Origin of the sequence: Nonomuraea sp. LP-02 (genome assembly GCF_036289125.1) — a bacterium.
Taxonomy (GTDB): Bacteria; Actinomycetota; Actinomycetes; order Streptosporangiales; family Streptosporangiaceae; genus Nonomuraea; species Nonomuraea bangladeshensis.
The window spans coordinates 5129802-5152618 of the sequence record NZ_JAXCLK010000001.1 but is presented as its reverse complement, the minus strand read 5'-3'; the positions used below and the strand labels follow the sequence as shown (position 1 = coordinate 5152618).

At 72.1% G+C, this 22817-nt stretch carries 19 protein-coding genes; 8 read left to right on the top strand and 11 right to left on the bottom strand.

Features of this window, described 5'->3' with window-relative positions; translation table 11 throughout:
• Positions 1-16: 16 nt before the first annotated feature.
• Genes SMD20_RS23835 through SMD20_RS23815 form a run of 5 tightly spaced genes read right to left on the bottom strand, consistent with a single transcriptional unit; the run spans position 17 to position 5533 of the window.
• Positions 17-1390: a DUF58 domain-containing protein gene (locus tag SMD20_RS23835; protein WP_329584675.1), complete on the bottom strand. Its 1374-nt coding sequence runs from the start codon at positions 1388-1390 to the stop codon at positions 17-19.
• Positions 1390-2346, bottom strand: a complete 957-nt coding sequence (locus SMD20_RS23830; protein ID WP_329584674.1) for an AAA family ATPase — start codon at positions 2344-2346, stop codon at positions 1390-1392. The genes SMD20_RS23835 and SMD20_RS23830 overlap by 1 nt, the downstream gene beginning before the upstream one ends.
• Positions 2347-2359: 13 nt before the next feature.
• Positions 2360-3610 carry a DUF4350 domain-containing protein gene (locus tag SMD20_RS23825; RefSeq protein ID WP_329584672.1) on the bottom strand — a complete coding sequence of 417 codons (1251 nt, stop codon included), beginning with the start codon at positions 3608-3610 and terminating at the stop codon, positions 2360-2362.
• Between the two features lie 58 nt (positions 3611-3668).
• On the bottom strand, positions 3669-4295 hold the full coding sequence (locus SMD20_RS23820) for a DUF4129 domain-containing protein (protein WP_329584670.1): 627 nt from the start codon (positions 4293-4295) through the stop codon (positions 3669-3671).
• On the bottom strand, positions 4292-5533 hold the full coding sequence (locus SMD20_RS23815) for a glycerophosphoryl diester phosphodiesterase membrane domain-containing protein (protein ID WP_329584668.1): 1242 nt from the start codon (positions 5531-5533) through the stop codon (positions 4292-4294). Before SMD20_RS23815 ends, SMD20_RS23820 begins: the two co-directional genes overlap by 4 nt.
• Positions 5534-5801: 268 nt before the next feature.
• On the opposite strand from SMD20_RS23815, the gene mtrA reads away from it, so the two are divergent.
• Genes mtrA through SMD20_RS23800 form a run of 3 tightly spaced genes read left to right on the top strand, consistent with a single transcriptional unit; the run spans position 5802 to position 9971 of the window.
• Positions 5802-6479 (top strand): MtrAB system response regulator MtrA, encoded by a 678-nt coding sequence (gene mtrA, locus SMD20_RS23810; protein WP_043620615.1) that lies wholly within the window; start codon positions 5802-5804, stop codon positions 6477-6479.
• A 20-nt stretch (positions 6480-6499) separates the two neighbouring features.
• Entirely contained in the window at positions 6500-8245 is a 1746-nt protein-coding gene (gene mtrB / locus SMD20_RS23805) for an MtrAB system histidine kinase MtrB (RefSeq protein WP_329584667.1), read from the top strand.
• Positions 8232-9971, top strand: a complete 1740-nt coding sequence (locus tag SMD20_RS23800) for an LpqB family beta-propeller domain-containing protein (protein WP_329584666.1) — start codon at positions 8232-8234, stop codon at positions 9969-9971. Before mtrB ends, SMD20_RS23800 begins: the two co-directional genes overlap by 14 nt.
• Before the next feature lie 5 nt (positions 9972-9976).
• Here SMD20_RS23800 and SMD20_RS23795 read toward each other — a convergent pair whose 3' ends face one another.
• Positions 9977-10918, bottom strand: a complete 942-nt coding sequence (locus tag SMD20_RS23795) for an NADP-dependent oxidoreductase (protein ID WP_329584664.1) — start codon at positions 10916-10918, stop codon at positions 9977-9979.
• A gap of 49 nt (positions 10919-10967) precedes the next feature.
• Between SMD20_RS23795 and SMD20_RS23790 the strand changes: the two genes are divergently transcribed.
• From SMD20_RS23790 to SMD20_RS23775, 4 genes are all read left to right on the top strand, one after another.
• Positions 10968-11573: a TetR/AcrR family transcriptional regulator gene (locus tag SMD20_RS23790; protein ID WP_329584663.1), complete on the top strand. Its 606-nt coding sequence runs from the start codon at positions 10968-10970 to the stop codon at positions 11571-11573.
• Positions 11574-11648: 75 nt separating this feature from the next.
• A complete protein-coding gene (locus SMD20_RS23785) occupies positions 11649-12383 on the top strand; it encodes a ComF family protein (RefSeq protein WP_329584661.1) in 735 nt (244 codons plus the stop codon).
• A 612-nt stretch (positions 12384-12995) separates the two neighbouring features.
• Positions 12996-13688, top strand: a complete 693-nt coding sequence (hpf, locus tag SMD20_RS23780) for a ribosome hibernation-promoting factor, HPF/YfiA family (protein ID WP_329584659.1) — start codon at positions 12996-12998, stop codon at positions 13686-13688.
• A 172-nt stretch (positions 13689-13860) separates the two neighbouring features.
• Entirely contained in the window at positions 13861-14559 is a 699-nt protein-coding gene (locus SMD20_RS23775; protein WP_329584658.1) for a response regulator transcription factor, read from the top strand.
• Between the two features lie 29 nt (positions 14560-14588).
• Here the strand turns inward: SMD20_RS23775 and SMD20_RS23770 are convergent, their stop codons facing one another.
• Positions 14589-15950 (bottom strand): winged helix-turn-helix domain-containing protein, encoded by a 1362-nt coding sequence (locus SMD20_RS23770; protein ID WP_329584656.1) that lies wholly within the window; start codon positions 15948-15950, stop codon positions 14589-14591.
• A gap of 244 nt (positions 15951-16194) precedes the next feature.
• A complete protein-coding gene (locus SMD20_RS23765) occupies positions 16195-16455 on the bottom strand; it encodes an HGxxPAAW family protein (protein ID WP_329584655.1) in 261 nt (86 codons plus the stop codon).
• Positions 16456-16678: 223 nt separating this feature from the next.
• On the opposite strand from SMD20_RS23765, the gene secA reads away from it, so the two are divergent.
• A complete protein-coding gene (gene secA / locus SMD20_RS23760; RefSeq protein ID WP_329584653.1) occupies positions 16679-19468 on the top strand; it encodes a preprotein translocase subunit SecA in 2790 nt (929 codons plus the stop codon).
• A 70-nt stretch (positions 19469-19538) separates the two neighbouring features.
• Here secA and SMD20_RS23755 read toward each other — a convergent pair whose 3' ends face one another.
• From SMD20_RS23755 to SMD20_RS23745, 3 genes are all read right to left on the bottom strand, one after another.
• Positions 19539-19922 carry an Rv3235 family protein gene (locus tag SMD20_RS23755; protein ID WP_329584651.1) on the bottom strand — a complete coding sequence of 128 codons (384 nt, stop codon included), beginning with the start codon at positions 19920-19922 and terminating at the stop codon, positions 19539-19541.
• 167 nt (positions 19923-20089) lie between these two features.
• Complete coding sequence (locus SMD20_RS23750) at positions 20090-21358, bottom strand: PTS transporter subunit EIIC (RefSeq protein WP_329592647.1); 1269 nt, start codon at positions 21356-21358, stop codon at positions 20090-20092.
• An 88-nt stretch (positions 21359-21446) separates the two neighbouring features.
• The gene (locus SMD20_RS23745; protein WP_329584649.1) at positions 21447-22763 is read right to left on the bottom strand and encodes a PTS transporter subunit EIIC; all 1317 of its coding nucleotides are present in this window, start codon (positions 22761-22763) and stop codon (positions 21447-21449) included.
• Between the last annotated feature and the right edge of the window lie 54 nt (positions 22764-22817).

The following is a 22817-nucleotide window of genomic DNA, read 5'->3' as shown; positions in this document are numbered from 1 at the left end:
AGCCGGCCCCGCCCCCCTACAGCCGGCCCGCCGCCTTCAGCGCCAGGTAGGCGTCCGCCAGCGCCGGGGCGATGTCCTCCGGCGGGGCGTCCACGACCTCGACCCCGGCCCGCCGCAGCCGGGCGGTGATGCGCCGGCGTTCGAGCTGGGCGTGCTCGGCCGCCGCCGCGTCGTAGACCTCCTCGGCCGAGCCCCGCCGCGCCGCCATCGCGGCCACGCGGGGGTCGGACACCCCGGCCACCAGCAGCAGGTGCCGCGAGGCGAGCTGCGGCAGCACCGGCATGAGCCCCTCGTCCATGGCCGCCCCGTTGAGGTCGGTCAGCAGCACCACCAGGCAGCGCCGCCTGGCCCGCGACAGCACGGCCGCCACCATGCCCTGCGCGTCGGCCTCGACCAGCTCGGCCTCGATCGGCGCCATGACGTTGACCAGCGACGACAGCAGCTCGGTGCGGGAGGCGCCGCCCACCCAGGCGCGTACGGCCCGGTCGTAGGCGAGGAAGTCGACCTGGTCACCGGCGCGGGCGGCGAGCGCGGCCAGCAGCAGCGCCGCGTCCATCGACCAGTCGAGCCGCGGCCAGCCGGGCACCGGCCGCGGGTCGGGCCGGGCCAGCAGCCCGCCGCCGCCCGGCGTCGCGCCCGCCATGGGGATCGGCGCGTCGCCCACCCGGCCCGCCGACGTACGCCCGGTGTCGAGCACGATCAGCACCCGGCGGTCGCGTTCCGGCCGCCAGGTGCGTACGACCACGTCGTGCCGCCGTGCCGTGGCCCGCCAGTCGATGGAGCGCACGTCGTCGCCGACGACGTACTCGCGCAGGGAGTCGAACTCGGTGCCCTGGCCGCGTACGAGCGCCGGATGCTGCCCGTCGAGCTCGCGCAGCCGGGCCAGCCGCGAGGGCAGGTGCTTGCGCGACAGGAACGGGGGCAGCACCCGCACCGTCCACGGCGCGCGGTGGCCGCCCTGACGCGCAGCCAGCCCGAGCGGCCCGAGCGAGCGCACCGTGACCGCCACCGACGAGCGGTCGCCGCGCCGGGCCGGGTCGAGCGTGACGACGATCTTGCGCCGTTCGCCCTTCGGCACGTCGAGCCGCGCGACGCGCGGCGTGGCCCCGGCCGACGGCGGCCAGGCGTCGCGCAGCACGCCCCGCACCCGCCTGGACCCGGGGTTCTCCACGACGAGCTCGACCGTGGCCCGCTGCCCGAGCCGGACCAGGGTGTCGCCGGACCGGTGCAGGCGCAGCGGACGCACCGCCCCCGCGAACGTCAGGTCGATCACGATCGCCGCCGCCAGCAGCAGGCAGACGCCGGCCAGCGCCGCCCCGGGCCGCGGCGCGAGCATCACCAGCACGATCCCGAGCGCGGCGACCAGCCCGGCCCGCCCCGTCAGCGCCATCAGCGCGGGACCGGGACCGAGGCCAGGATGCCGTCGAGCAGGCCGTCGGCGGTCGCGCCCTCCAGCTCCGCCTCGGGCCGCAGGCCCACGCGGTGCCGCAGCGCGGGCCTGGCCAGCGCCTTGACGTCGTCGGGGGTGACGTAGTGCCGCCCGGACAGCCACGCCCACGCGCGGGAGGCCGCGAGCAGCGCCGTCGCGCCTCGCGGCGAGACGCCGAGCTGCAACGACGGCGAGTTCCGGGTCGCGCGGGCCACGTCCACGATGTAGCCGAGCACTTCGGGCGCCACGTGCACCTGGGCCGCGGCCTCCCGCCCGGCGGCGAGGTCCGCGGCGGTCGCGACCGGCTTGACCTCCGACAGGTCGCGCGGGTCGAAGCCGCGGGCGTGCCGCTCCAGCACCGCGATCTCCTGCTCGCGCGGCGGCAGCGGCACGGTCAGCTTCAGCAGGAAACGGTCGAGCTGCGCCTCGGGGAGCTGGTAGGTGCCCTCGTACTCGACCGGGTTCTGGGTCGCGCAGACCACGAACGGGTCGGGCAGCGGCCGGGCCGACCCCTCCACGCTGACCTGCCGCTCCTCCATCGCCTCCAGCAGCGCGGCCTGCGTCTTCGGCGGGGTGCGGTTGATCTCGTCGGCCAGCAGCAGGTTCGTGAAGACGGGACCCTCGCGGAACTCGAACTCCGCGGTCTTCGCGTCGTAGATCAGCGACCCGGTCACGTCGCCCGGCATCAGGTCGGGCGTGAACTGCACCCGCTTGAAGTCCAGCGACAGCGCCGCGCTCAGCGTGCGCACCATCAGCGTCTTCGCCACGCCCGGCACGCCCTCCAGCAGCACGTGCCCCCTGCACAGCAGCGCGATGACCAGCCCCGTCACCACCGCGTCCTGGCCCACGACGGCCTTCGCCACCTCGGCGCGGAGCGCGGCGAGCGCGTCCCTCGCCGCGTCGGCGGACGTCGTCACGCGGTAACTCTCCTCAGAGTTCACTGACCTGCCTTTCCATGAGGTCCAAGTATGCGGCCAGGGCGACGAGGGCCGCGTCGTCCGCGGGCGGCGGGCCGTACAGGGCCGCGCCGACCCGGTGCGCGTCCTGGCCGGTGCGGGCGGCGAGCGCGGCCACGACCTCGTGGCCGCCGGCTCCGGTGGCCAGGCCGAGCCGGGGGGTCAGCCGGTCGATCGTGCCCGCGCGCAGCGCCTCGGCGGCCCGCTGCCTGGCCCGCCTGGCACGGTAGAGGCGGCCACGGCCCTCGATCGTCTCGGCCGCGCGTACGACGACGGGCAGGCGCTCGGTCACCACCGGCCCGAGCCGCCGGCCGCGCCAGATCGCGGTGACCGCCACCGCGATGAGCGCCATGTAGACGGTCCAGCGCACGTTGTCCGGTAGAAGGTCGTTCAGCGACTGGCCGCGTTCGCCCGGCAGCTCGGCGACCGGCGGGTTGTCCGGCCGTACCAGCCAGGTCACCGGCCTGCCGGTGCCGATGAGGTTGAGCGCGAGGGCCGCGTTGCCGTCCTCGGCGAGGCGGAGGTTCGTCATGAACGAGCCGTCGCCGACGACCGTCGTCGTGCCGCCCGCGCGGGCGTACGACACCAGCGTGTGGCCTTCGCCGGTGGACGGGTAGCAGAGTGCGGCGCCAGGAGGGCCCTGGAAGGCCGTGCCGCCCATGTAGGCGCTGCCCGCCGCCCGCGCGGCCGGTAGCCCGCACTCCGGCTCCCGCGAGCGGGTCCGGGCCGGCTCCTGGACGGTGCGCACCTCGGGCGCCAGCGCCGCCAGGCCGGGCAGGTCGCCGACGATCAGCCGGTCGCCGGGGATCGCGGCCAGGGCGTGCTCGTCGGCGTAGACCGTGTCGGTGATCAGCAGCAGCCGCGTGCCGCCCGTCGTGGCGAGCCGGGCGGCCGCCTCGGCGGAGTCGACCCGGTCGATCTGGACGCCGCGCGCCCGCAGCAGCTCGGCCAGCGCCCTGGACCCGGCGAGCGAGGTGTCCGCCGGGTCGAGCGCGCGCGAGGGCCCGCGCTGCGGGGCGAGCAGGACGCCGAGCACCGCGATCAGCACGACGAGGGCGCCCAGGAGCACGATCAGGCGGCCCGAGCGCCAGGTGGAGCGGAGGGTCGGCGAGGTGGGGGCGGAGCCGCCCGGCGGGTCGCCGGGGACGACCCCGTCACGGGTGACGACCGGCTCACCGAGCGCCGCCCCGCCGGGCGCGAGCGACTCGTCCGCGGGCGCGCTCACGACGCCTCCCCGATGCTGGCCGGCGGGTTCGTGGCGTCCCTGGTGGTCGCCGGCGGGTTCATGCCGCCTCCCCTGCGACCGCGAGCGGGACCGGGCGGGCCTGGCGCAGGCGGTCGTCGAGCCCGGCCATGGTGGCGTAGGCGTCGGGGGTGCCGGGCACGCCGCCGTAGGTCACGTCGTCGAAGGAGCGGGCCGCCGCCGCCAGCTCGCCGGCGAGGTCCGGCAGCGCCGCCGCGGCCTCGGCGGCCAGCTCGTCGGCGGTGCGGCCGGGCATGCCGTCGACCAGCGCGCGTTCCTCCAGGTCGCGGGCGATGGCGCGGAGCCGCTCCTGGATCGCCTCGCTCCAGCGGCCCTCGCCGGCCAGCCGCTCGGCGGCCCGGCGGTGCTCGTCGGCGGTGCGGGCGCGCTCGCCGTACAGGCCGCCGGTGACCAGGCCCCGCCGCCTCGACATGCGGCGGAGCTGCCACGAGACCAGCGCGGCCGCGGCGACGACGAGCGCCAGGATGACGACGCTCGCGACGATCCCGCCGACCGGGCCGTTGCCCAGCGCGGCGTCGGCGAGGTCGCCGAGGAACTGGTTGAAGCGCCGCACGAGCATGTCGAACGGGGACTCGCGCTCGTACGGTGACTTGAGGAGCTCCTCCGCGGCCCGCCGCGCGGCCTCCTCCCTGCCGATGGGGCTCACGACCCGGCGGAGTTGGACGGGTGCCAGAGCTCGTCGGCCGAGCCGTGCACCCAGCCCTGGCGCTGCTGCTCGATGGCCGCCGTCTGCAGCACGAGGTCGAAGGCCTCGCTGCGCATGCGCCGGTCGGCGTACAGGAGACCGGAGACGCCCGCCTCGAAGGGGTAGGTGAACATCGCGCCGAGCGTGCCGCCGATCGCGATCAGCACGGCCGACACGACGGCGTTGACCATCGAGCCCGCGCCGAGCATGCCGAACAGCGTGCCCGCGATCGTGAACGGGACGGACAGGACGCCCGCCACCAGGCCGACCAGCAGCGACGTGAGCAGCAGGATGCCGAACACGCGCCAGAAGTCGCCGGTGACGAGCTGCCAGGAGCGGCGCATGGCGTCGATCGGCCCCCGGCCCTCCAGCACCACCGCCGGCGAGGCGAACGCGAAGCGGGTGCGGAAGAACAGGTAGTAGGCGATGTAGAGGATGAAGAACACCGCGATCAGCCCGAGCATGCCGCCGGCGCCGGTGCCGTTGGCCACCAGCGCGACGCCGATCACCACGAAGGCGATCAGCGGCACCGCCATGATGACCACCATCAGGCCCACGACCCCGAACAGCGCCGGCACCCGGCCCTTGACCAGCCGCCACGCCTCGCCGGCCGTGAGGTTGCCGCCGAAGACGGCCCGGCCGAGTATGCGGGTGATCACCCCGGTCAGCAGCGTGACCACGACGAACTGGATGGCGTAGGAGACGAGGCTGCCGCCGTACTGGGCGGCGAGGCCGGCCATGCTGCTGTCGAGCTGCTCGGTGTTGTCCATGGCGGAGGGATCGGTGAGCACGCTGCCCATGCTGTCGAGCACGAACGCCTGCCCGATGGCCATCGGCACCGAGGCGAGCAGCGCGGCGACGGCCGACAGGCCGAGCACCGCCTTCGGGTTGGAGCGGATGAGCTTGATGGTGCCGTCGAGCATGTCGCCGAGGCCCAGCGGGCGCAGCGGGATGATGCCGGGGCGCAGCACGGGGGGCGGCGGCATGTAGCCGTAGCCCGGCTGCGGGCCGGGCGGGTAGGGGGCCTGCGGGGCGTAGGGCTGCTGCTGTGGAGCCTGCCCGTACGGTTGCCCGTAGGGCACCTGCTCGGGGGAGCCGGGCGCGGTCCACGGCGAGGCCGGCGGGGCGCTGTAGGGCGGCGGCTGTTCGGCCGACCAACCTGGGGGCGTCTCGGGCGAGGGACCGTGACCGTCTGACATATCCCAATCCTGGCATGCTGGGCGGGAGCTTGGCGTCCCGGAGGCGATTCGCTGCCCGATGACCCATTGTTCACGGGGGAATCTGGCATGGATCTGCACCAGGGATGGCCTAAAGACGCTCCGTTACCGCAGACTTGGGACTGCGGTCGCGGGGGCGGAGCTGAAATTCGCCTTTTGCAGGGCTCAAGTCACACTCATGGGCCTACCAAGGGTAACCTTCAGCGATCGTGCGGGTATGTCCCAGAATGCGTAGAACGAATGAGGGGCCATGAAAGGTCGCGTGCTGGTCGTCGACGACGACGCCGCTCTCGCCGAGATGCTGGGAATCGTGCTGCGGGGCGAGGGGTTCGAACCATCCTTCGTCTCTGACGGCGACAAGGCGCTCGACGCGTTCCGGGACACGCGCCCGGACCTTGTCCTGCTCGACCTGATGCTGCCGGGGGCCGACGGCATCGACGTGGCGCGCAGGATCAGGGCCGAGTCCGGGGTCCCGATCGTCATGCTCACGGCGAAGAGCGACACCATCGACGTGGTGCTCGGCCTGGAGTCCGGCGCCGACGACTACATCGTCAAGCCGTTCAAGCCGAAGGAGCTGGTCGCGCGGGTGCGCGCGCGGCTCCGCCGTACGGACGAGCCGACGCCGGAGATCCTCCAGATCGGCGACATCACCATCGACGTGGCCGGCCACTCGGTCAAGCGGGGCGAGGAGACCATCAACCTCACGCCGCTCGAGTTCGACCTGCTCGTCGCGCTGGCCCGCAAGCCGCGCCAGGTCTTCACCCGCGAGGTCCTGCTCGAACAGGTGTGGGGCTACCGGCACGCGGCCGACACGCGGCTGGTCAACGTGCACGTCCAGCGGCTCCGGGCCAAGATCGAGAAGGACCCCGAGCACCCCGAGATCGTGGTCACGGTCCGCGGCGTGGGCTACAAAGCCGGACCCGCCTGACCCGCCCGCCCCCACCCGCCATGCCCCCGACGAAGACCAAGCGCTCCCGTCGGCGGACGCCACGCCAGATACTCGGCGGCGTCCGCCGGCGGGTGCGGCGTGCGGCGGGCAGGGCGCGCAGCGTCTGGCGGCGCTCGCTGCAGCTCCAGGTGGTCACCAGCACGCTGGTGATCTCCGTCGTCGTGGTGGTGGTGCTCGGCACGTTCCTGTCCGAGCAGATCAACCGGGCCGTCATCCAGAGCAGCCAGCAGTCCTCGGTCAGCGAGGCCAACGCCGACCGGCTGCAGATCGCCGACGCGCTCGCGCCTCCCGACGACGACCAGGCCAAGGCCGTCGAGGCGGGCAAGGTCGCGGTCAACCCGCTCGACGAGGTGATGGGCGCCGTCACCGGCTCCGTCGACGGCGGCTCCAAGAAGCGCTACGACGTGCTCATACTCAACGTCGCGGCCCCCGGGCAGTCGCGCGCCTCCGGCCGCCTCGTGCCCGGCAACGTGCCGCCCGCCCTGCGCGCCGGGCTGCAGCGCAACATCACGAAGCTGGTCTACGACAAGCCCATCGTCTCCATCGAGCGCGTCGCGCTGACCGGGCAGAGCCAGCCGCGCCTGATGTACATCGTCGGCGGCATCGTCCACGAGCCGTTCAGCGGCCAGAACTACGAGGTCTACCACTTCTTCCCGCTCGACGAGGAAGAGGCGCTGCTGTCCAACGTCCGGCTCGCCATCGTCGTGGTGGGGCTCGGCCTCGTGCTGCTGCTGGCGGCCATCGCGTACCTGGTGGCCAGGCAGGTCGTCACCCCCGTCCGGCTGGCCCGCCAGGCCGCCGAGCGGCTGGCCGCGGGCAAGCTGGACGAGCGGCTGAAGGTACGCGGCGAGGACGACCTCGCCCGCCTGGCCAACTCCTTCAACGAGATGGCCGCCAACCTGGCGCTCAAGATCCACCAGCTTGAGGAGCTGTCGCAGGTCCAGCGGCAGTTCGTCTCCGACGTCTCGCACGAGCTGCGCACCCCGCTGACCACCGTGCGCATGGCCGCCGACCTGCTGTACGACGCCCGCGAGGACTTCGACCCCATGGCCGCCCGCTCGGCCGAGCTCATGCAGGCCCAGCTCGAACGGTTCGAGTCGATGCTGGGCGACCTGCTGGAGATCAGCCGCTACGACGCCGGCGCGGCCACCCTCGACCTGGAGCCGGTCGACGTCACCAAGGTCGTGCTGCGCGCGATCGAGGACTCCGAGGCGCTGGCCGAACGCCACGGCACCCGCTTCGAGCTGCGGCTGCCGCCCGAGCCCTGCATGGCCGAGATCGACAACCGCCGGGTCGAGCGGATCCTGCGCAACCTGCTGTTCAACGCCATCGAGCACGGCGAGGGCAGGGAGATCGTCGTCACCGTCGGCGCCGACCGCGACGCCGTGGCGGTCGCCGTACGCGACCACGGCATCGGCCTCAAACCGGGCGAGGACACCATGGTCTTCGACCGGTTCTGGCGGGCCGACCCGTCGCGGGCGCGCACCATCGGCGGCACCGGGCTCGGCCTGGCGATCTCCCGCGAGGACGCCACCCTGCACGGCGGCTGGCTCCAGGCGTGGGGGCAGCCGGGCGAGGGCTCGCAGTTCAGGCTGACGCTGCCGCGCACGGCGGGAGCCGATCTCAAGGGTTCGCCGCTGCCGCTCGTGCCGCCCGAGATCGAGATGCGGCGCACCTGGCGCGGCGCCATGACGCCCGTGCTGCTGCCCGCCGTGGGGGACGGGGCGGTCGATGACGAGGACTAGGCGGCTCTGCGCCGCCGCGGCCGTGGCCGCGGCCGTGGCGCTCACGGGCTCGGGGTGCTCCGTGATCCCGGTCAGCGGCCCGTACGTGGTGGACGACACGGGCAGCGGCGACCCGCTCAGCAAGCCGTTCCAGCGGATGATCGCCACCCCGCCGCAGCCCGGCTGGACCCCCCAGGACGTGCTCAAGGGCCTCCAGGCGGCCATGGCGGCCTACGACGACGACCCGACGGTCCTGCCCCAGTACCTGACGCCCGAGGCGCTGCGCGGCTGGAGCCCCGACGGCGCGGTGACCGTGCTCGACGACGCCTGGAACTGGACCTTCGACCTGGGCGACCAGGACGGCACCGAGTCGGTGCAGAAGATCTCCGTCAAGGCCCCCCAGATCGCCAGGATCGAGGAGGACGACACCTACGTGCCGCTGGCCGGGAACTGGGCGCGGCCGTTCGAGCTGGTCAAGGTCGAGGGCGTCGGCTACCGGGTGCGCGGCCTGCCGCAGGGGCTCATCCTCACCAAGTCCGACGTCGCGCGGGCCTACCGGCCGACCAAGCTCTACTACCTCGGCAGCGGCACCCAGGACCGGCTGGTGGTGGACAGCGTGCGGCTGCGGCTCAAGCCGACCAAGACGTACGCGCAGGTCGTGCTCGAACGGCTGCTCAAGGCGCCGAGCGCCGCACTCCAGGGCGCGGTGAGCACCAGCTTCCCCGCCGGCACCAGGATCGAGTCGGTGCGCTCGGGCGAGGACGAACGGGTCGTCATCAACCTGTCGGGCCCGATCGACCCCCTCGACCTGAGCGGCGAGCACGGCCTCATGGCCCAGATCCGCTACAGCCTCACCAACAACGACGTCGCCAAGGGCCGCGCCATCGAGGTGCAGGTGGACGGGGAGCAGTACTCCGTCTCCCAGCCCAACGTCGACCAGGGCTGGCTGGACAACGGCGTCAACACCGACTACTACGTCGACAAGGGCGCCGTCCACTACATGACCAACGAGGGGCCGGGCGGCGCCATCGCCGGGCCCGCCGGACAGCCGCGCGAGGGCTACTCCAACTTCGCCCTGTCCAAGCAGGGCGACCTCGTCGCCGCCCAGACCTCCACCGGCATCTCCATCACCCCCGCCACCCAGGAGGGGCAGTGGCAGGAGGTCATCCCGGGCTCCCCGGAGGACCTCACCGCGCCGTCCTGGCACCGCGACGGGTCGCTGTGGACGTTCGACCGCAAGAACGGCGTCGTGCTGCGCTACGAACCCGGCGCCAACCGCCCCGCCGAGCGCGTCGCCGCGCCGGGACTGAAGGGCTGGGACGTCACCCGCATGCGCGTCGCCAGGGACGGCGTACGCGTGGTGCTGACCACCCGCGAGAACATCGTGCACGTCGGCGCGCTGACCCAGACGGGCGGGCTGATGCTCAGCAACGTCCGGGTGCCGACGGCCAGGGAGCCCGGCGGGGTCATCGAGGACCTCGCGTGGCGCGACGACGAGCACGTGCTCGTGCTGGTCAAGAGCAACGCCGGGCAGACGCTGAACGAGATCGACATCGGCGACGGCGACGTCACCGAGATCCCGCTGAAGAACCGGCTGCGGCGGGTCGCGGCGCTCAACGAGCACGTGCTCGCGCAGGCGGAGACGGGCAAGGGGAAGGGCTCGGAGATCCTGGAGCTCGCGCAGGACCAGAGCTGGAAGACCAGGATCGAGTCGAACGCGGAAGCCCCCCTGTTCCCCCTGGGCTGAACCCGTCAGTTCACCAGGACGATCTTCCCGCGGGCGTGGCGGCTCTCGCTCAGCTCGTGCGCGGCCGCCGCCTCGGTGAGCGGGAACGCCGCCGCGACCGGCACTCGCAGCCGGCCCCGCGCGGCGAGCTCGACCGCGACGCCGAGCCCGTGCACCGCGAGCGGGTCGGCGCCCGTCCCGGGATCCGCGCCCGGCGCACCGTGCGACAGGTGCACGCCGTGGGCCGCCGCGGTGAGGTCGGGGGCGATGGTCACCACGCGTGCAGGGTCCCCGGCTATGCCGACCAGATCGGGCAGCGCCCCTCCCGCGCAGTCGAACACCGCGTCCACGCCGCCCGGCGCCAGCGCGCGGACGCGTTCGACCAGGCCGGCCCCGTACGTCGTCGGCTCCGCGCCGAGCGAGCGCAGGAAGCCGTGGTTGCGCTCACTGGCCGTGCCGATCACGGTGGCGCCGCGAGCGGCCGCGAGCTGCACGGCGACCGTCCCCACCCCGCCGGCCGCGCCCTGCACCAGCACCGTGTGCCCGGCGCCGGCCGCGAGCCGGTCGAGCACCCGCGTGGCCGTCTCGACGCTGCCCGCCGCGCCACCGGCCTCCTCCCAGCTCCACGCGGCCGGTTTCGGCGCCCAGGCCACCAGGACCGCGTGGTCGGCGTTGGCGCCGCGCGTCGTCGACGCGGTCATGCCGAACACCTCGTCGCCGGCCTCGACGCCCGTGACGCCGTCGCCGACCTCGTCCACCACGCCCGCCGCGTCGAACCCGGTACGGAACGGGAACGTCACCGGCACCACGCCGCGCAGCTCGCCCGAGCGGATGCGCGTCTCTCCCGCGGACAACCCGGACGCCCGTACGGCGACGCGGACCGTCCCCGGACCGGCGTGCGGCTCCTCGACCTCGGCGACGTGCACCACGCCCGGGCCGCCGTACTCGGAAAACTGGACTGCTCTCATGCGCCGTACCGTAGGTGGGCAGCCCGTCCGTCCGGCGGAAGTGAGAGCGGTGACGGCCGAAGTGAGTCAGAAGTCGCGCTCGGACGCCCGCGACAACCGCGCGCGCATCCTCGCGGTCGCCCGCGCGGCCTTCGCCGCCGAGGGACCCGGCGTGCCGATCCGCGAGATCGCCCGGCGCGCGCAGGTCGGCGCGGCCACCGTCTACCGGCACTTCCCGACCAAGGAGGCGCTGCTCGGCGAGGTCCTCGCCGAGCCGATGGCCCTGTGTTCGGCGGTCGTCGAGGAAGGGCTGGCGGAGTCCGACCCGTGGCGCGGGTTCTGCCTGGTGACCGAGAGGCTGATGGAGGCGCGCGCACTCGGCAGGGGGCTGTCCGGCGCTCTCACCTCGCGGCTGCCGTACCTCGGCGCGGAGCGCGAGCGTTCGGTCCGGCTGCTGCTCCGGCTCGTCCGGCGGGCGAAGGAGGCGGGCGGCCTGCGGGCCGACTTCGTCCTGGAGGACTTCGTCCTGGCCATGATGGCGAGCGAGGGCATCCGCGCCCGGTCGCCCGAGCTGCGGGCCGCGGCCGTGCGCCGGTTCGCGGCCCTGATGATCCAGTCGTTCCGCGCCGGCCCCGTCCCCGCGCCGCTTCCGCCGGCGGCCCGGCTGCTCGGCTGAGTCACCCGCGCGCGGGAATGTCGCGGCGGCCGCTCGGCCCGGAGACGGACGTGCTGGAGAGCCGCGCTCGCGGGAATGTCGGTGGCGGCGGGCATGCTGGCGGGCGTGCTGAACGCCGTGCTCGACCTCGTCCTGCCCCCGGCCTGCGCGGGCTGCGGCGCCAAGGGGCCCCGGTGCTGCGCCGCGTGCGTGGCCGAGCTGACCGCCCGGCCGGCCAGGCGGCGACCGGACCCGTGCCCGCCCGGCCTCCCCGACTGCTGGTCGGCGAGCCCGTACGACGGCCGGACGCGCCGCACCCTCCTCGCCTACAAGGAGCGGGGCGCGGTGACGCTGGCGGCGGTCCTGGCCGAGGCGCTGGCGTTCACCGCCGTCACGGCGCTCTCCCGCACCCCCGGCGCCCTCCGCGCGCTCGCGGCCGGCTTCGCCGTCATGCCGGTCCCCAGCACCCGGGCCGCGGCCGGCGCCAGGGGCCACGACCCCGTCGCCCGCCTGGCCCTGCTCGCCTCCCGCGCCCTGTGCGCGCTCGGCCTGCCCGCCCACCCCTGGGACGGCCTGACCCAGGTCCGCTCCGTGACCGATCAGGCGGGCCTGAGCAGCGCTGAGCGGGCGGCCAACCTCGCCGGGTCACTACGGGTCACCCGCCCCGCGACAGGCCCTCCAGCGCCCTGTGCGCTGCTCGTGGACGACATCGTGACGACCGGCGCCACCCTCGCCGAGGCCGCGCGGGCCCTCCGAACAGCCGGAACACCGGTCCCGCTGGCGATCACGGTTGCCGCGACACGCCGAAGATCTAAAAAAGCATTACGGTGACGGTGAGTGAAAGACGCGGCCGGTTCACCCCTCCCCAGGAGGTCACATGTCGCTTCCCCGCGGGATGCCGCCACCGTGCTCGGCGGGCGATCAACGGCCCGCCATAGCGGACGCCGGCCGATTAAACGGGGCATCAAACCACGCCCGTCCGGCCCGCCGATATCACGCAACGTGATCGTCCGTGCGACCCTCCGGCTGACATTCGCGCAGGATGCGGATAGCGTTCGGACATGGCACCCGTTCGGGTCCGTGGTTGCGCAGAGCCGGGGCTCCCGGCTCTGCTAGCCGATGCCAGCCGCAGGCAAAACGGTCCACGTAAGGCGACTCTTTGTCGACCGATCACGGTGCGGCTTAGGGGTAAGTCCTGCCTTCCCGAGAGGTCAGATGCCTCTCGCCAGAAGAGAAGGGCAGTAGTGGCAACAGAGCTGCGAGACCCTCAGCAGGCGGATGTGGGGTCGAAGACCAGGTCGGCCGGACGGGTGCCACCAGAGTTCCCGGTGACCACGAGGCGGAAGAGGGTAACGGTGACAGAAAGGCAGACAGAAGACCTCGCCCGATCGGCAGCTCGTCGGGCGCTCTTGCTCAGTCGTTAGACGGAAGGGGGGCTTTTGCATGGACATCATCGTCAAGGGCCGACACACGGGTGTGAGTGATCGGTTCCGCGACCAAGTGACGACCAAGCTGGCCAGGATCGAACGTCTGGACAACAAACTCATCCGAGTCGATGTGCAGGTGTCGAAGGAACGCAATCCGCGCCTCGCGGGACAGCGGGAGCGCGTCGAGCTCACCATTCACTCCCGAGGACCGGCCATTCGCGCCGAGGCCTCGGCCGACGACCGGTTCGCCGCCCTCGACCTGGCGCTCGACAAGCTGGAAGGCCGTCTCAGGCGGGCCGCCGACCGGCGCAAGGTCCACCACGGCAACCACTGCCCGCCCTCCGTCGCGGAGATCACCGCGACACTTCCCGACGTCGCCGGCCTGCCGCCCCAGGAGCCCGTCGCGCCGAAGGCCCCGGCCGAGGAGAGCGAGCCGCTCCAGCGCGCCGGCGACGACTACACCGACGTCACCTACGACGACAAGACCGACGAGGACATCGTCCCGATCGAGATGGACGGCGAGGGGCCGCTCATCGTCAGGGAGAAGTTCCACCGGGCCGAGCCGATGACCATCGACCAGGCGCTGCTCGAGATGGAGCTGGTCGGCCACGACTTCTACCTCTTCAGGGACAAGGAGAGCGGCCAGCCGAGCGTCGTCTACAACAGACGCGGGTACAACTACGGCGTGTTGCGGCTCGTAGAGCCCTGATCGCTTACTGAAAAAGATCTTCTCGACCACCCGAGGACCGCGGCACACGTGCCATCATGGCGGTTACGGCTCTGGCCCCCCGACGAGGAGGAGACGTGAGCGAGCTCAGTCAGGTTCAGCCGAGCGAGCGAAGCGAGGGAAGCGCGGTCGCGAGGCGGATCAAGGAGGCCTCGTGAGCGAGTCCGACGAGGCCCGCGCATCAGCGAGCGAGCCCATTCGCGTGCTGATCGTCGACGACCACGAGCTGATCAGGCGCAGCCTGGCTCTGGCGCTGGCGGCTGAGCCCGACATCGAGGTGGTCGGTGAGGCGAGCGACGGGCATGAGGCGGTCGAGCTGGCCGACCGCCTCATGCCCGACGTCGCGCTCATGGACGTCCGCATGCCGCGGCAGGACGGGATCGAGGCCACGAAGGGCATCAAGGCGTCGGTCCCCAGCACCCGCATCATCATGCTGACGGTGAGCGACGAGGAAGAGGACCTCTTCGAGGCCATCAAGGCGGGAGCCACCGGCTACCTCCTCAAGGACGTGCAGATCAACGACGTCCCCGCCGCCGTGCGGGGCGTGCACGAGGGCCAGTCCTTAATCAACCCGGCGATGGCGGCCAAGCTCATCAGCGAGTTCGCCAACATGAGCCGCAAGGAGGCCGAGCGCCCGCCCCAGCTGCCCGTCCCCCGGCTGACCGACCGCGAGATGGAGGTCCTGCGGCTGGTCGCCAAGGGCATGAACAACCGCGAGATCGCCAAGCAGCTGTTCATCTCCGAGAACACCGTGAAGAACCACGTGCGCAACATCCTCGACAAGCTGCAGCTGCACTCCCGCATGGAGGCAGTGGTCTACGCGGTGCGGGAGCGCATGCTGGAGATCACCTAGCGAAAGCCCCCGCCCCCGCCACCGCCCGGCTATCTCGGTGCGTTCAGCATGGTGACGAGCTCCGGCGGATCGGCGCGTTCGACGCGTACGCTGTCGCAGCCGACCCACTCGGCGGCCGACCACAGGGCATCCGCGAACGCGCCGGCCCACTTGGCGGGGGACAGGCCGGGCTCCAGGTGCACCTGCCTGGCCACCAGGGTCGTGCCCTCACGGGCCGGATCGACCCGGCCGATCAGCCGGCCCCCGGCCAGCACCGGCATCGTGAAGTAGCCGTGCACCCGCTTGTGCTTGGGGACGTACAGCTCCAGCGTGTAGGTGAAGCCGAAGATCCGCTCGGTGCGGCCACGGTGCCAGATGAGGGAGTCGAACGGCGAGACCAGCGTGGTGCGGTGCCTGCCGCGCGGCTCGCTCGCCAGCGCGGCCGGGTCGGCCCACGCGTTGGCCTGGCCCTTCTTGCCGGGCCAGCCCGCGACCGTCACCGGCGTCAGCCCGGCCGCCCCACTGAGCAGGGCCTCGTCCAGGATCGCCGCGAAGCGGCCCTTCAGGCGGAGGAAGTCGATCAGGTCGGTGCGGTTGGCCACGCCCAGTGAGCGCCCGGCGATGCCGGCCAGCCGGGTGATGCACTCCTCGTCCGTCAGGTCCTGGGCGAGCAGGTCGGCGGGGATCGCGCGCTCGGCCAGGTCGTAGACGCGGCGCCAGCCGACGCGGCGGGTGCAGACCAGCTCGCCGATGTCCAGCAGCCACTCCAGGCCGATCTTGGAGTCGGACCAGTCCCACCACGGGCCGCCGTTCTTGGCGCCGCCGACGTCGGAGGTCATCAGCGGGCCCGAGTCGCGCACCTGGTCGAGCAGCTTGTCGACGCTGTCGGGGACCTCGTGCCAGCGGAACTTGCGCTCACGGAAGGCGCGGCGGCGGAAGGAGTAGAGGGGCCAGTGCTCGATGGGCAGGATGCAGGCCGCGTGGCACCAGTACTCGAAGCTGCGCGCCGGGTCGTGCCAGTAGGCCCGCTCCACCGCCGGCCTGCTCACCGCGCCCAGGCGGGCGTAGGCGACCAGCTCGTGGGAGCGGGCGAGGACCGAGATGGTGTCGAGCTGCACGGCGCCCAGCCTGCGCAGCATGGCGTGCGCCCCGCCCTTGCGCCCGTCGGCGCCGAGCAGGCCCTGGGCGCGCAGGATGAGGCGCCGCGCCTCGTCGAGCGTGAGGTCCACGACGTCGCCGCTCACCCTCACGCCCGCGTCGGGCGTCACCAGGGCGCTGGGGGGCGGGGAGGCTCCCGTGACGAGGGGCTGCCTGTCGTCGGCTACGCCGGCGCTCACGAGGTCTCCCGGGATCGGGTCGCTGAGGGCGACGTCGTCCACGTCGAGCGGCTGCGCGTCTTCAGGGCGGTGCATGCGTGCAATCTAGCGGCGTCCACCGACAAATCCGCCGGTATGGGCCGGGCGGCCCGGAGCGGGGTGGTGGCAGGGAATGGCCCGGCGTTCCCCCCGACACGCCGACGAGCGGCGGAAAGCAGCACCTGGGGAAAGTTTGGAGCAGGCAGGAAGAAGGCGAAGAGGCTGGGCGAAAAGAAAGGCGGGCCACCCTGTCAGGGGCCCGCCTCGGAGATCGCGGTGGCGACGGTGTCGTTCGCCGACGTCAGCGGTGATCCTCGGCCCGCATGCCCACACGCGGCGCGTCGATCACCACGTCGGTGAAGATGTCGAAGACGAGGGCCAGAATGCCGCCCACGACGAACACCCCCGCGCCGATCCACACGAGCGTCCAGCTGGCGATGGTCAGCCCGAAGCCGGCGACGATGGTTCCGGCCAGCATGACCGTCACCGCCAGCCACGATGACGCCCGTCCGCCGTGACTGCCGAGATCCTCCGTCTGCTCCGACTTCTTCCCCTCAACCATGCTTAATCCTTCCTTTGCCGGTTATGCCGCTATACATGCGGGCCGGCGGTCAACCGGCATACCCTCTGCCTTACCCCCATTCTCCCAGACCGGTCCTGCGCCCTCGTCGGCACGGTGGCTGTGTCTGGTTGCGGAAGCGCCTACGATGGCACTCGGGGAAGTTTGTCTCGGCCTCTCCTCCTGGCGGCGCCGCCGGGGTAGACCTGCGAGGAGCTTTACAAAAGTGCCAGCCATTCTCGACAAGATCCTGCGTGCCGGCGAAGGCAAGACCCTGCGCAAGCTCAAGCGGATCGCAGACCAGGTCAACTCCATCGAGGACGACTTCACGAGCCTGTCCGACGCGGAGTTGCGCGCGCTGACGGACGAATTCAAACAGCGCTACGCGGACGGCGAAACCCTCGACGATCTGCTTCCCGAGGCGTTCGCCACGGTGCGCGAGGCGGCCCGCCGCGTGCTCGGCCAGCGCCCCTACGACGTGCAGATCATGGGTGGAGCCAACCTCCACATGGGCAACATCTCCGAGATGAAGACCGGTGAGGGCAAGACCCTGACCTGTGCTCTGCCCTCCTATCTCAACGCCCTGTCCGGCAAGGGCGTCCACGTCGTCACGGTCAACGACTACCTTGCCAGACGCGACGCGGAGACGATCGGCCGCATCCACCGTTTCCTCGGACTGGAGGTCGGCTGCATCGTCTCCGGGCAGCAGCCCGACGAGCGCCGCAAGCAGTACGAAGCGGACATCACGTACGGCACGAACAACGAGTTCGGCTTCGACTACCTCCGCGACAACATGGCGTGGTCGCTGGAGGAGTGCGCCCAGCGCGGCCACAACTTCGCGATCGTCGACGAGGTCGACTCCATCCTCATCGACGAGGCCAGGACCCCGCTGATCATCTCCGGTCCCGGCGAGCAGTCCGGAAAGTGGTACCAGGAGTTCGCCAAGATCGTGCCCCGCCTGCGCAGGGGCGTCGAGGCGAAGAACCCCGGCGAGGAGAGCACCGGCGACTACATCGTCGACGAGAAGAAGCGCACGGTCGGCATTCTCGAGGCCGGCGTCGAGAAGGTCGAGGACTGGCTCGGCATCGACAACCTCTACAAGCCCGAGCACACCCACCTCGTCGGCTTCCTCAACAACGCGCTGAAGGCCAAGGAGCTGTTCAAGCGCGACAAGGACTACATCGTCTCCGAGGGCGAGGTCCTGATCGTCGACGAGTTCACCGGCCGCATCCTGCACGGCCGCCGCTACAACGAGGGCATGCACCAGGCCATCGAGGCCAAAGAGGGCGTCAAGATCAAGGACGAGAACCAGACGCTCGCCACGGTCACCCTCCAGAACTACTTCCGCCTCTACGACAAGCTGGCCGGCATGACCGGCACGGCCGCGACCGAGGCCAACGAGTTCCACCAGACGTACAAACTGGGCGTGGTCCCCATCCCGACCAACCGGCCGATGATCCGCAAGGACCAGGCCGACGTGGTCTACAAGAACGAGGACGCCAAGTTCGACGCGGTGGTCGAGGACATCAAGGAGCGCTACGAGCGCGGCCAGCCGGTCCTCGTCGGCACCACGTCGGTGGAGAAGTCCGAGCGGCTGTCCAAGGCGCTCAAGCGCCGCGGCGTGCCGCACGAGGTGCTCAACGCGAAGAACCACGAGCGTGAGGCCGCGATCATCGCCGAGGCGGGCCGCAAGGGCGCCGTCACCGTCGCCACCAACATGGCCGGTCGAGGCACCGACATCATGCTCGGCGGCAACTCCGAGTTCCGCGCCGACCAGGAGCTGCGCCAGCGCGGCCTCGACCCGGTCGAGACGCCGGAGGAATACGACAAGGCCTACCCCGAGGCGCTGGAGAAGGCCCGGGCCGCGGTCAAGACCGAGCACGACGAGGTCACCGAGCTCGGCGGCCTCTACGTGCTGGGCACCGAGCGCCACGAGTCGCGCCGCATCGACAACCAGCTCCGCGGCCGTTCCGGCCGTCAGGGCGACCCCGGCGAGTCGCGCTTCTACCTCTCGCTCGGCGACGACCTGATGCGCCTGTTCAACTCGGCGCGGGTCGAGGTCATCATGACCCGGCTCAACATCCCCGACGACCAGCCGATCGAGTCCGGCATCGTCTCCAAGGCCATCGCCTCCGCCCAGCACCAGGTCGAGCAGCAGAACTTCGAGATCCGCAAGGAAGTTCTGAAGTACGACGAGGTGATGAACCGCCAGCGCAAGGTCATCTACTCCGAGCGCCGGCGCGTGCTGGAGGGCGCCGACCTGCACGACCAGGTGCAGGCCTTCGTCGGCGAGGTCATCGAGGGCTACGTCCAGGGCGCCACGGCCGAGGGCTTCGCCGAGGAGTGGGACCTCGACAAGCTGTGGAAGGCGTTCAGCGAGCTCTTCCCGATCACGGTCACCGCCGCCGACCTCATCGAGGAGGCGGGCGGCCGTGAGGAGCTGACCGCCGAGCTGATCAGCGAGAAGGTCAAGGCCAACGCCATGGAGGCGTACGCCAGGCGCGAGGCGGAGATCGGCTCCGAGACCATGCGCGACCTCGAACGGCGGGTCATCCTGTCCGTTCTGGACCGCAAGTGGCGCGAGCACCTCTACGAGATGGACTACCTGCGCGAGGGCATCGGCATGCGGGCCTACGCGCAGAAGGACCCGCAGATCGAATACCAGCGCGAAGGGTTCGAGATGTTCGCCGCGATGCTCGAGGGCATCAAGGAGGACTCCGTGGGCTTCCTGTTCAACCTCGAGGTCGAGGTGCAGGAGAACCCGATCGTGGAGGAAGAGGACGCGGTCATCGCGGAAACCCGCTCGATCATCGCGCGCGGGCTGCGCGGGCCCGAGCGCCCGGCCGAGCTGGAATACTCCGCGCCCGGCGAGCAGGGCGAGGTCGAGCACACCCGGGTGCGCACCACTCCGGCGGAGCGGGCCGCCTACGGCAACGTGGAGCGGAACGCGCCGTGCCCGTGCGGGTCCGGCAAGAAGTACAAGCGGTGCCACGGCGACCCCAGGAACGCCGCCTGAGCGCACGCTGACGTGACGGAAGGACCTCCGCCCCGACGGGCGGGGGTCCTTCCGTCGTCAGGGGACGGTTTCAGGCGGCTTCGACGTCGGTGCAGAGCCAGTGGATGCCGTGGCGTTCGAGGCGGGCGGCGAGGACGCGGTCGCGTTCGCCGCAGCGTACGATCACGCACATCTCGATGACGCCCTCGCGCGGCTCCGTCACGTGGACCCGGCGGACGAACGGGGCGCGGCCGGTGCTGAACAGCAGGCCGGTCCCGGTGAGGTGCCGGTAGGCGCGGGCGGTGAGCTGGTCGGCCAGCGTCTCGGGGGAGCGGCAGCCGGCCAGCACCTCGGCGAGGGCCTGGCCGAGGTGGCGCAGGCGGCGCTCGTCGGGGGTCGCGCCCGGCGGCCCCCAGATCATGGGGCTGAGGGCCAGGGCGCCGTCGGTGTACGGGATGTGGGGGGCTGCCGACACGGGTCCTCCTTCTCGCGGAAAAACGCCTTCAGGAGTTTTCGGCCCGGCCTGGTTGTACGTGCCGCGCCAGCTTCTCCGGTACGTGCCGGTCAACGTCCGGGTTTGCCCGGGAAGGACGCCGGAAGCTGGTGCGGCGGGCACCCGGTTCCGGGCGGAAACGGCCGGGGCTAGGGGGTGGCCGTAACCTCGCGGCCCGGGGTGGGCAGGTTCAGGGCGCGGATGAGCACGGCGAAGAGCGCGTAATAGAGGACGAAGTACGCGATCCCGAACCCGAGGATGAGCCCGAGGCGGTGCGTGTTCGCCTTGCCGGCGTTGAGGAGCAGGTCGATCGCGCCGCCGGAGAACGTGAACCCCAGCCGGGCCCCCAGCTCGGCCATGAGCGCCATCGACACGCCCGTGAGCAGCGCGTGCACGGCGAACAGCACGGGCGCGACGAAGATGAACGCGAACTCCAGCGGCTCGGTGATCCCGGTGACGAAGGACGTGAGCCCGGCCGACAGCAGGATGCCGCCGATCGCCGGGCGGCGTTCGGGCGGGGCCGCGCGCCACATGGCGACGGCCGCCCCGAGCAGCCCGAACATCATGACGGGGAAGAAACCGGTCATGAAGACGCCCGCGCCCTGCTCGCCGGCGAAGTAGCAGTTGAGGTCGCCGTCGGCGTCCCGGGTCGCGCCGCGCACGCCGGCCCGGCAGCTCGGCAGGGTGAACCAGACGATGGTGTTGAGGAAGTGGTGCAGGCCCACGGGGATGAGCAGGCGGTTGGCGACGCCGTAGATGCCCGCTCCGGCCGCGCCGTGGGCGGAGAGCCAGTCGCCGGCCCCGGCCAGCCAGTCGCCGACCGGCCGCCACAGCAGGCCGAAGACGACGCCGAGCAGCAGCGCGGCGACGGCGGTGACGATGGGGACCGAGCGCCGGCCGCCGAAGAAGGCGAGCCAGGCGGGCAGCTTCGCCCGGTGGAAACGCTGCCAGAGCAGGGCGGCGGTGAGGCCGATGACGATGCCGCCGAGGACGCCGGTCGGGTTCTGCGCGCCGGCGTCGATCGTGCGGGTGCCGTCCCGGAGGACGAGCAGGACCTCGTCGTACACGGCGCCCTCGCCAGCGTCGAAGAACAGCGTCCTGGTGACGCGGTCGAAGACCAGGTAGCCGACCAGGGCGGCGAGGGCCGTGGAGCCGTCGGACTTGCGGGCGAAGCCGATGGCCACGCCGACGGCGAACAGCAGGGGCAGGTTCTCGAACAGGGCGCCGCCGGCGGCGGCGAGGACCCGCGCGAGCGGCGCCAGACCGGGTACGGCGCCGAGCAGGTCGTCCTGGCCGAAGCGGAAGAGCAGGCCGGCGGCGGGCAGGACGGCGATGGGCAGCATGAGCGAGCGGCCGATGCGCTGCAGCACGGCGAGGGTGGCGCCGGGAAGGTGCCTGCCGGAGCCGACGGCCGTCATCGCCACCCCCGCTCGCTGGCCGGTCTGCGGGGGATCGGGGTGTTCCTACCACTCCGGCATCAGCAGAAAACGGGGCCCTGACCGCGTTTCAGGTCTCGCCCGAATCGACGTCCGGCTCGGGCTCGCGGCCCGGGGTCATGATGTCGAGCCTGCGGATCAGGAACGTGAACACGGCGTAGTAGACCACGCCGTAGACCACGCCCAGCAGGAGGATGCCGGGCACGTTCTGGGTGTTGGACTTGCTGGCGTTGAGCAGCATGTCGAGCAGGCCGGCGGAGAAGCCGAAGCCGAGCTGCCCGCCGATGAGCGTGGTCAGCGCCATCGCCAGGCCGGTCAGCAGTGCGTGCACCACGAGCAGGAGCGGCGCCACGAAGATGAAGGCGAACTCGATCGGCTCGGTGATGCCGGTGACGAACGACGCCAGCGCCGCCGACAGCATGATGCCGCCCACCGTGGCCCGCCGGTGCTTGGGGGCGGCCCGCCACATGGCGAGCGCGGCGGCGGGCAGCGCGAACATCATGACCGGGAAGAAGCCCGCCATGAACTGCCCGGACTGCGGGGCGCCGCCGAAGTAGCAGTTCCAGTCGCCGACCAGGACATGGCCGTTGACCTCGCACTGCGGGACGACGTACCAGACCACGGAGTTGACGAAGTGGTGCAGGCCGAGGGGGATGAGCAGGCGGTTGACGACGCCGTAGATGCCGGTGCCGACCGGGCCGAGCGCGGTCAGGGCCTCGCCGGCGTGCCGGAACCACTCGCCGATGACCGGCCACAGCCAGCCGAAGAGCACGCCGATGAGCAGCGCCACGATGGAGGTGATGATCGGGACGAAGCGCCGCCCGCCGAAGAACGCCAGCCAGGTGGGCAGCTTGATCCGGTGGAAGCGCTGCCAGAGCAGCGCCGCGACCAGGCCGATCACGACGCCGCCGAGCACCCGGGTGGGGTTCTGCATGCCGTAGTTGATGATCTCCCGTACGCCGCCCTGCGCCTGGAGCTCCTTGATCGAGACGGTGTCCCTGATGTCGGAGCCGAAGAACATGACCTTGGTGACCCGGTCGAAGACCAGGTAGCCGACCACGGCGGCGAGCGCGGTGGAGCCGTCGGACTTGCGCGCGAAGCCGATCGCGACACCCACGGCGAACAGCAGCGGCAGGTTCTCGAACAGCGCGCCGCCGGCCGCCGCCAGCACCTCGGCGACCGCGCCCATCCAGGACAGGCCGGCGACGTCGGCCAGGCCGCCCGGCTCGGCGCCGTTCGAGCCCAGCATGTCGGGCTGGCCGAAGCGCAGCAGCAGGGCGGCGGCGGGCAGGGCGGCGATGGGCAGCATCAGCGAGCGGCCCATCCGCTGCAGCACGGACATGACGCGCGCGAACGGCGAGGGCCGGGCGGCGGCGGTCTCGTTCACCGGGCGTTCCTCCGGGGGTGGGAGCACCGGGCTTCCGGCAGCCTGGGGAGCTCT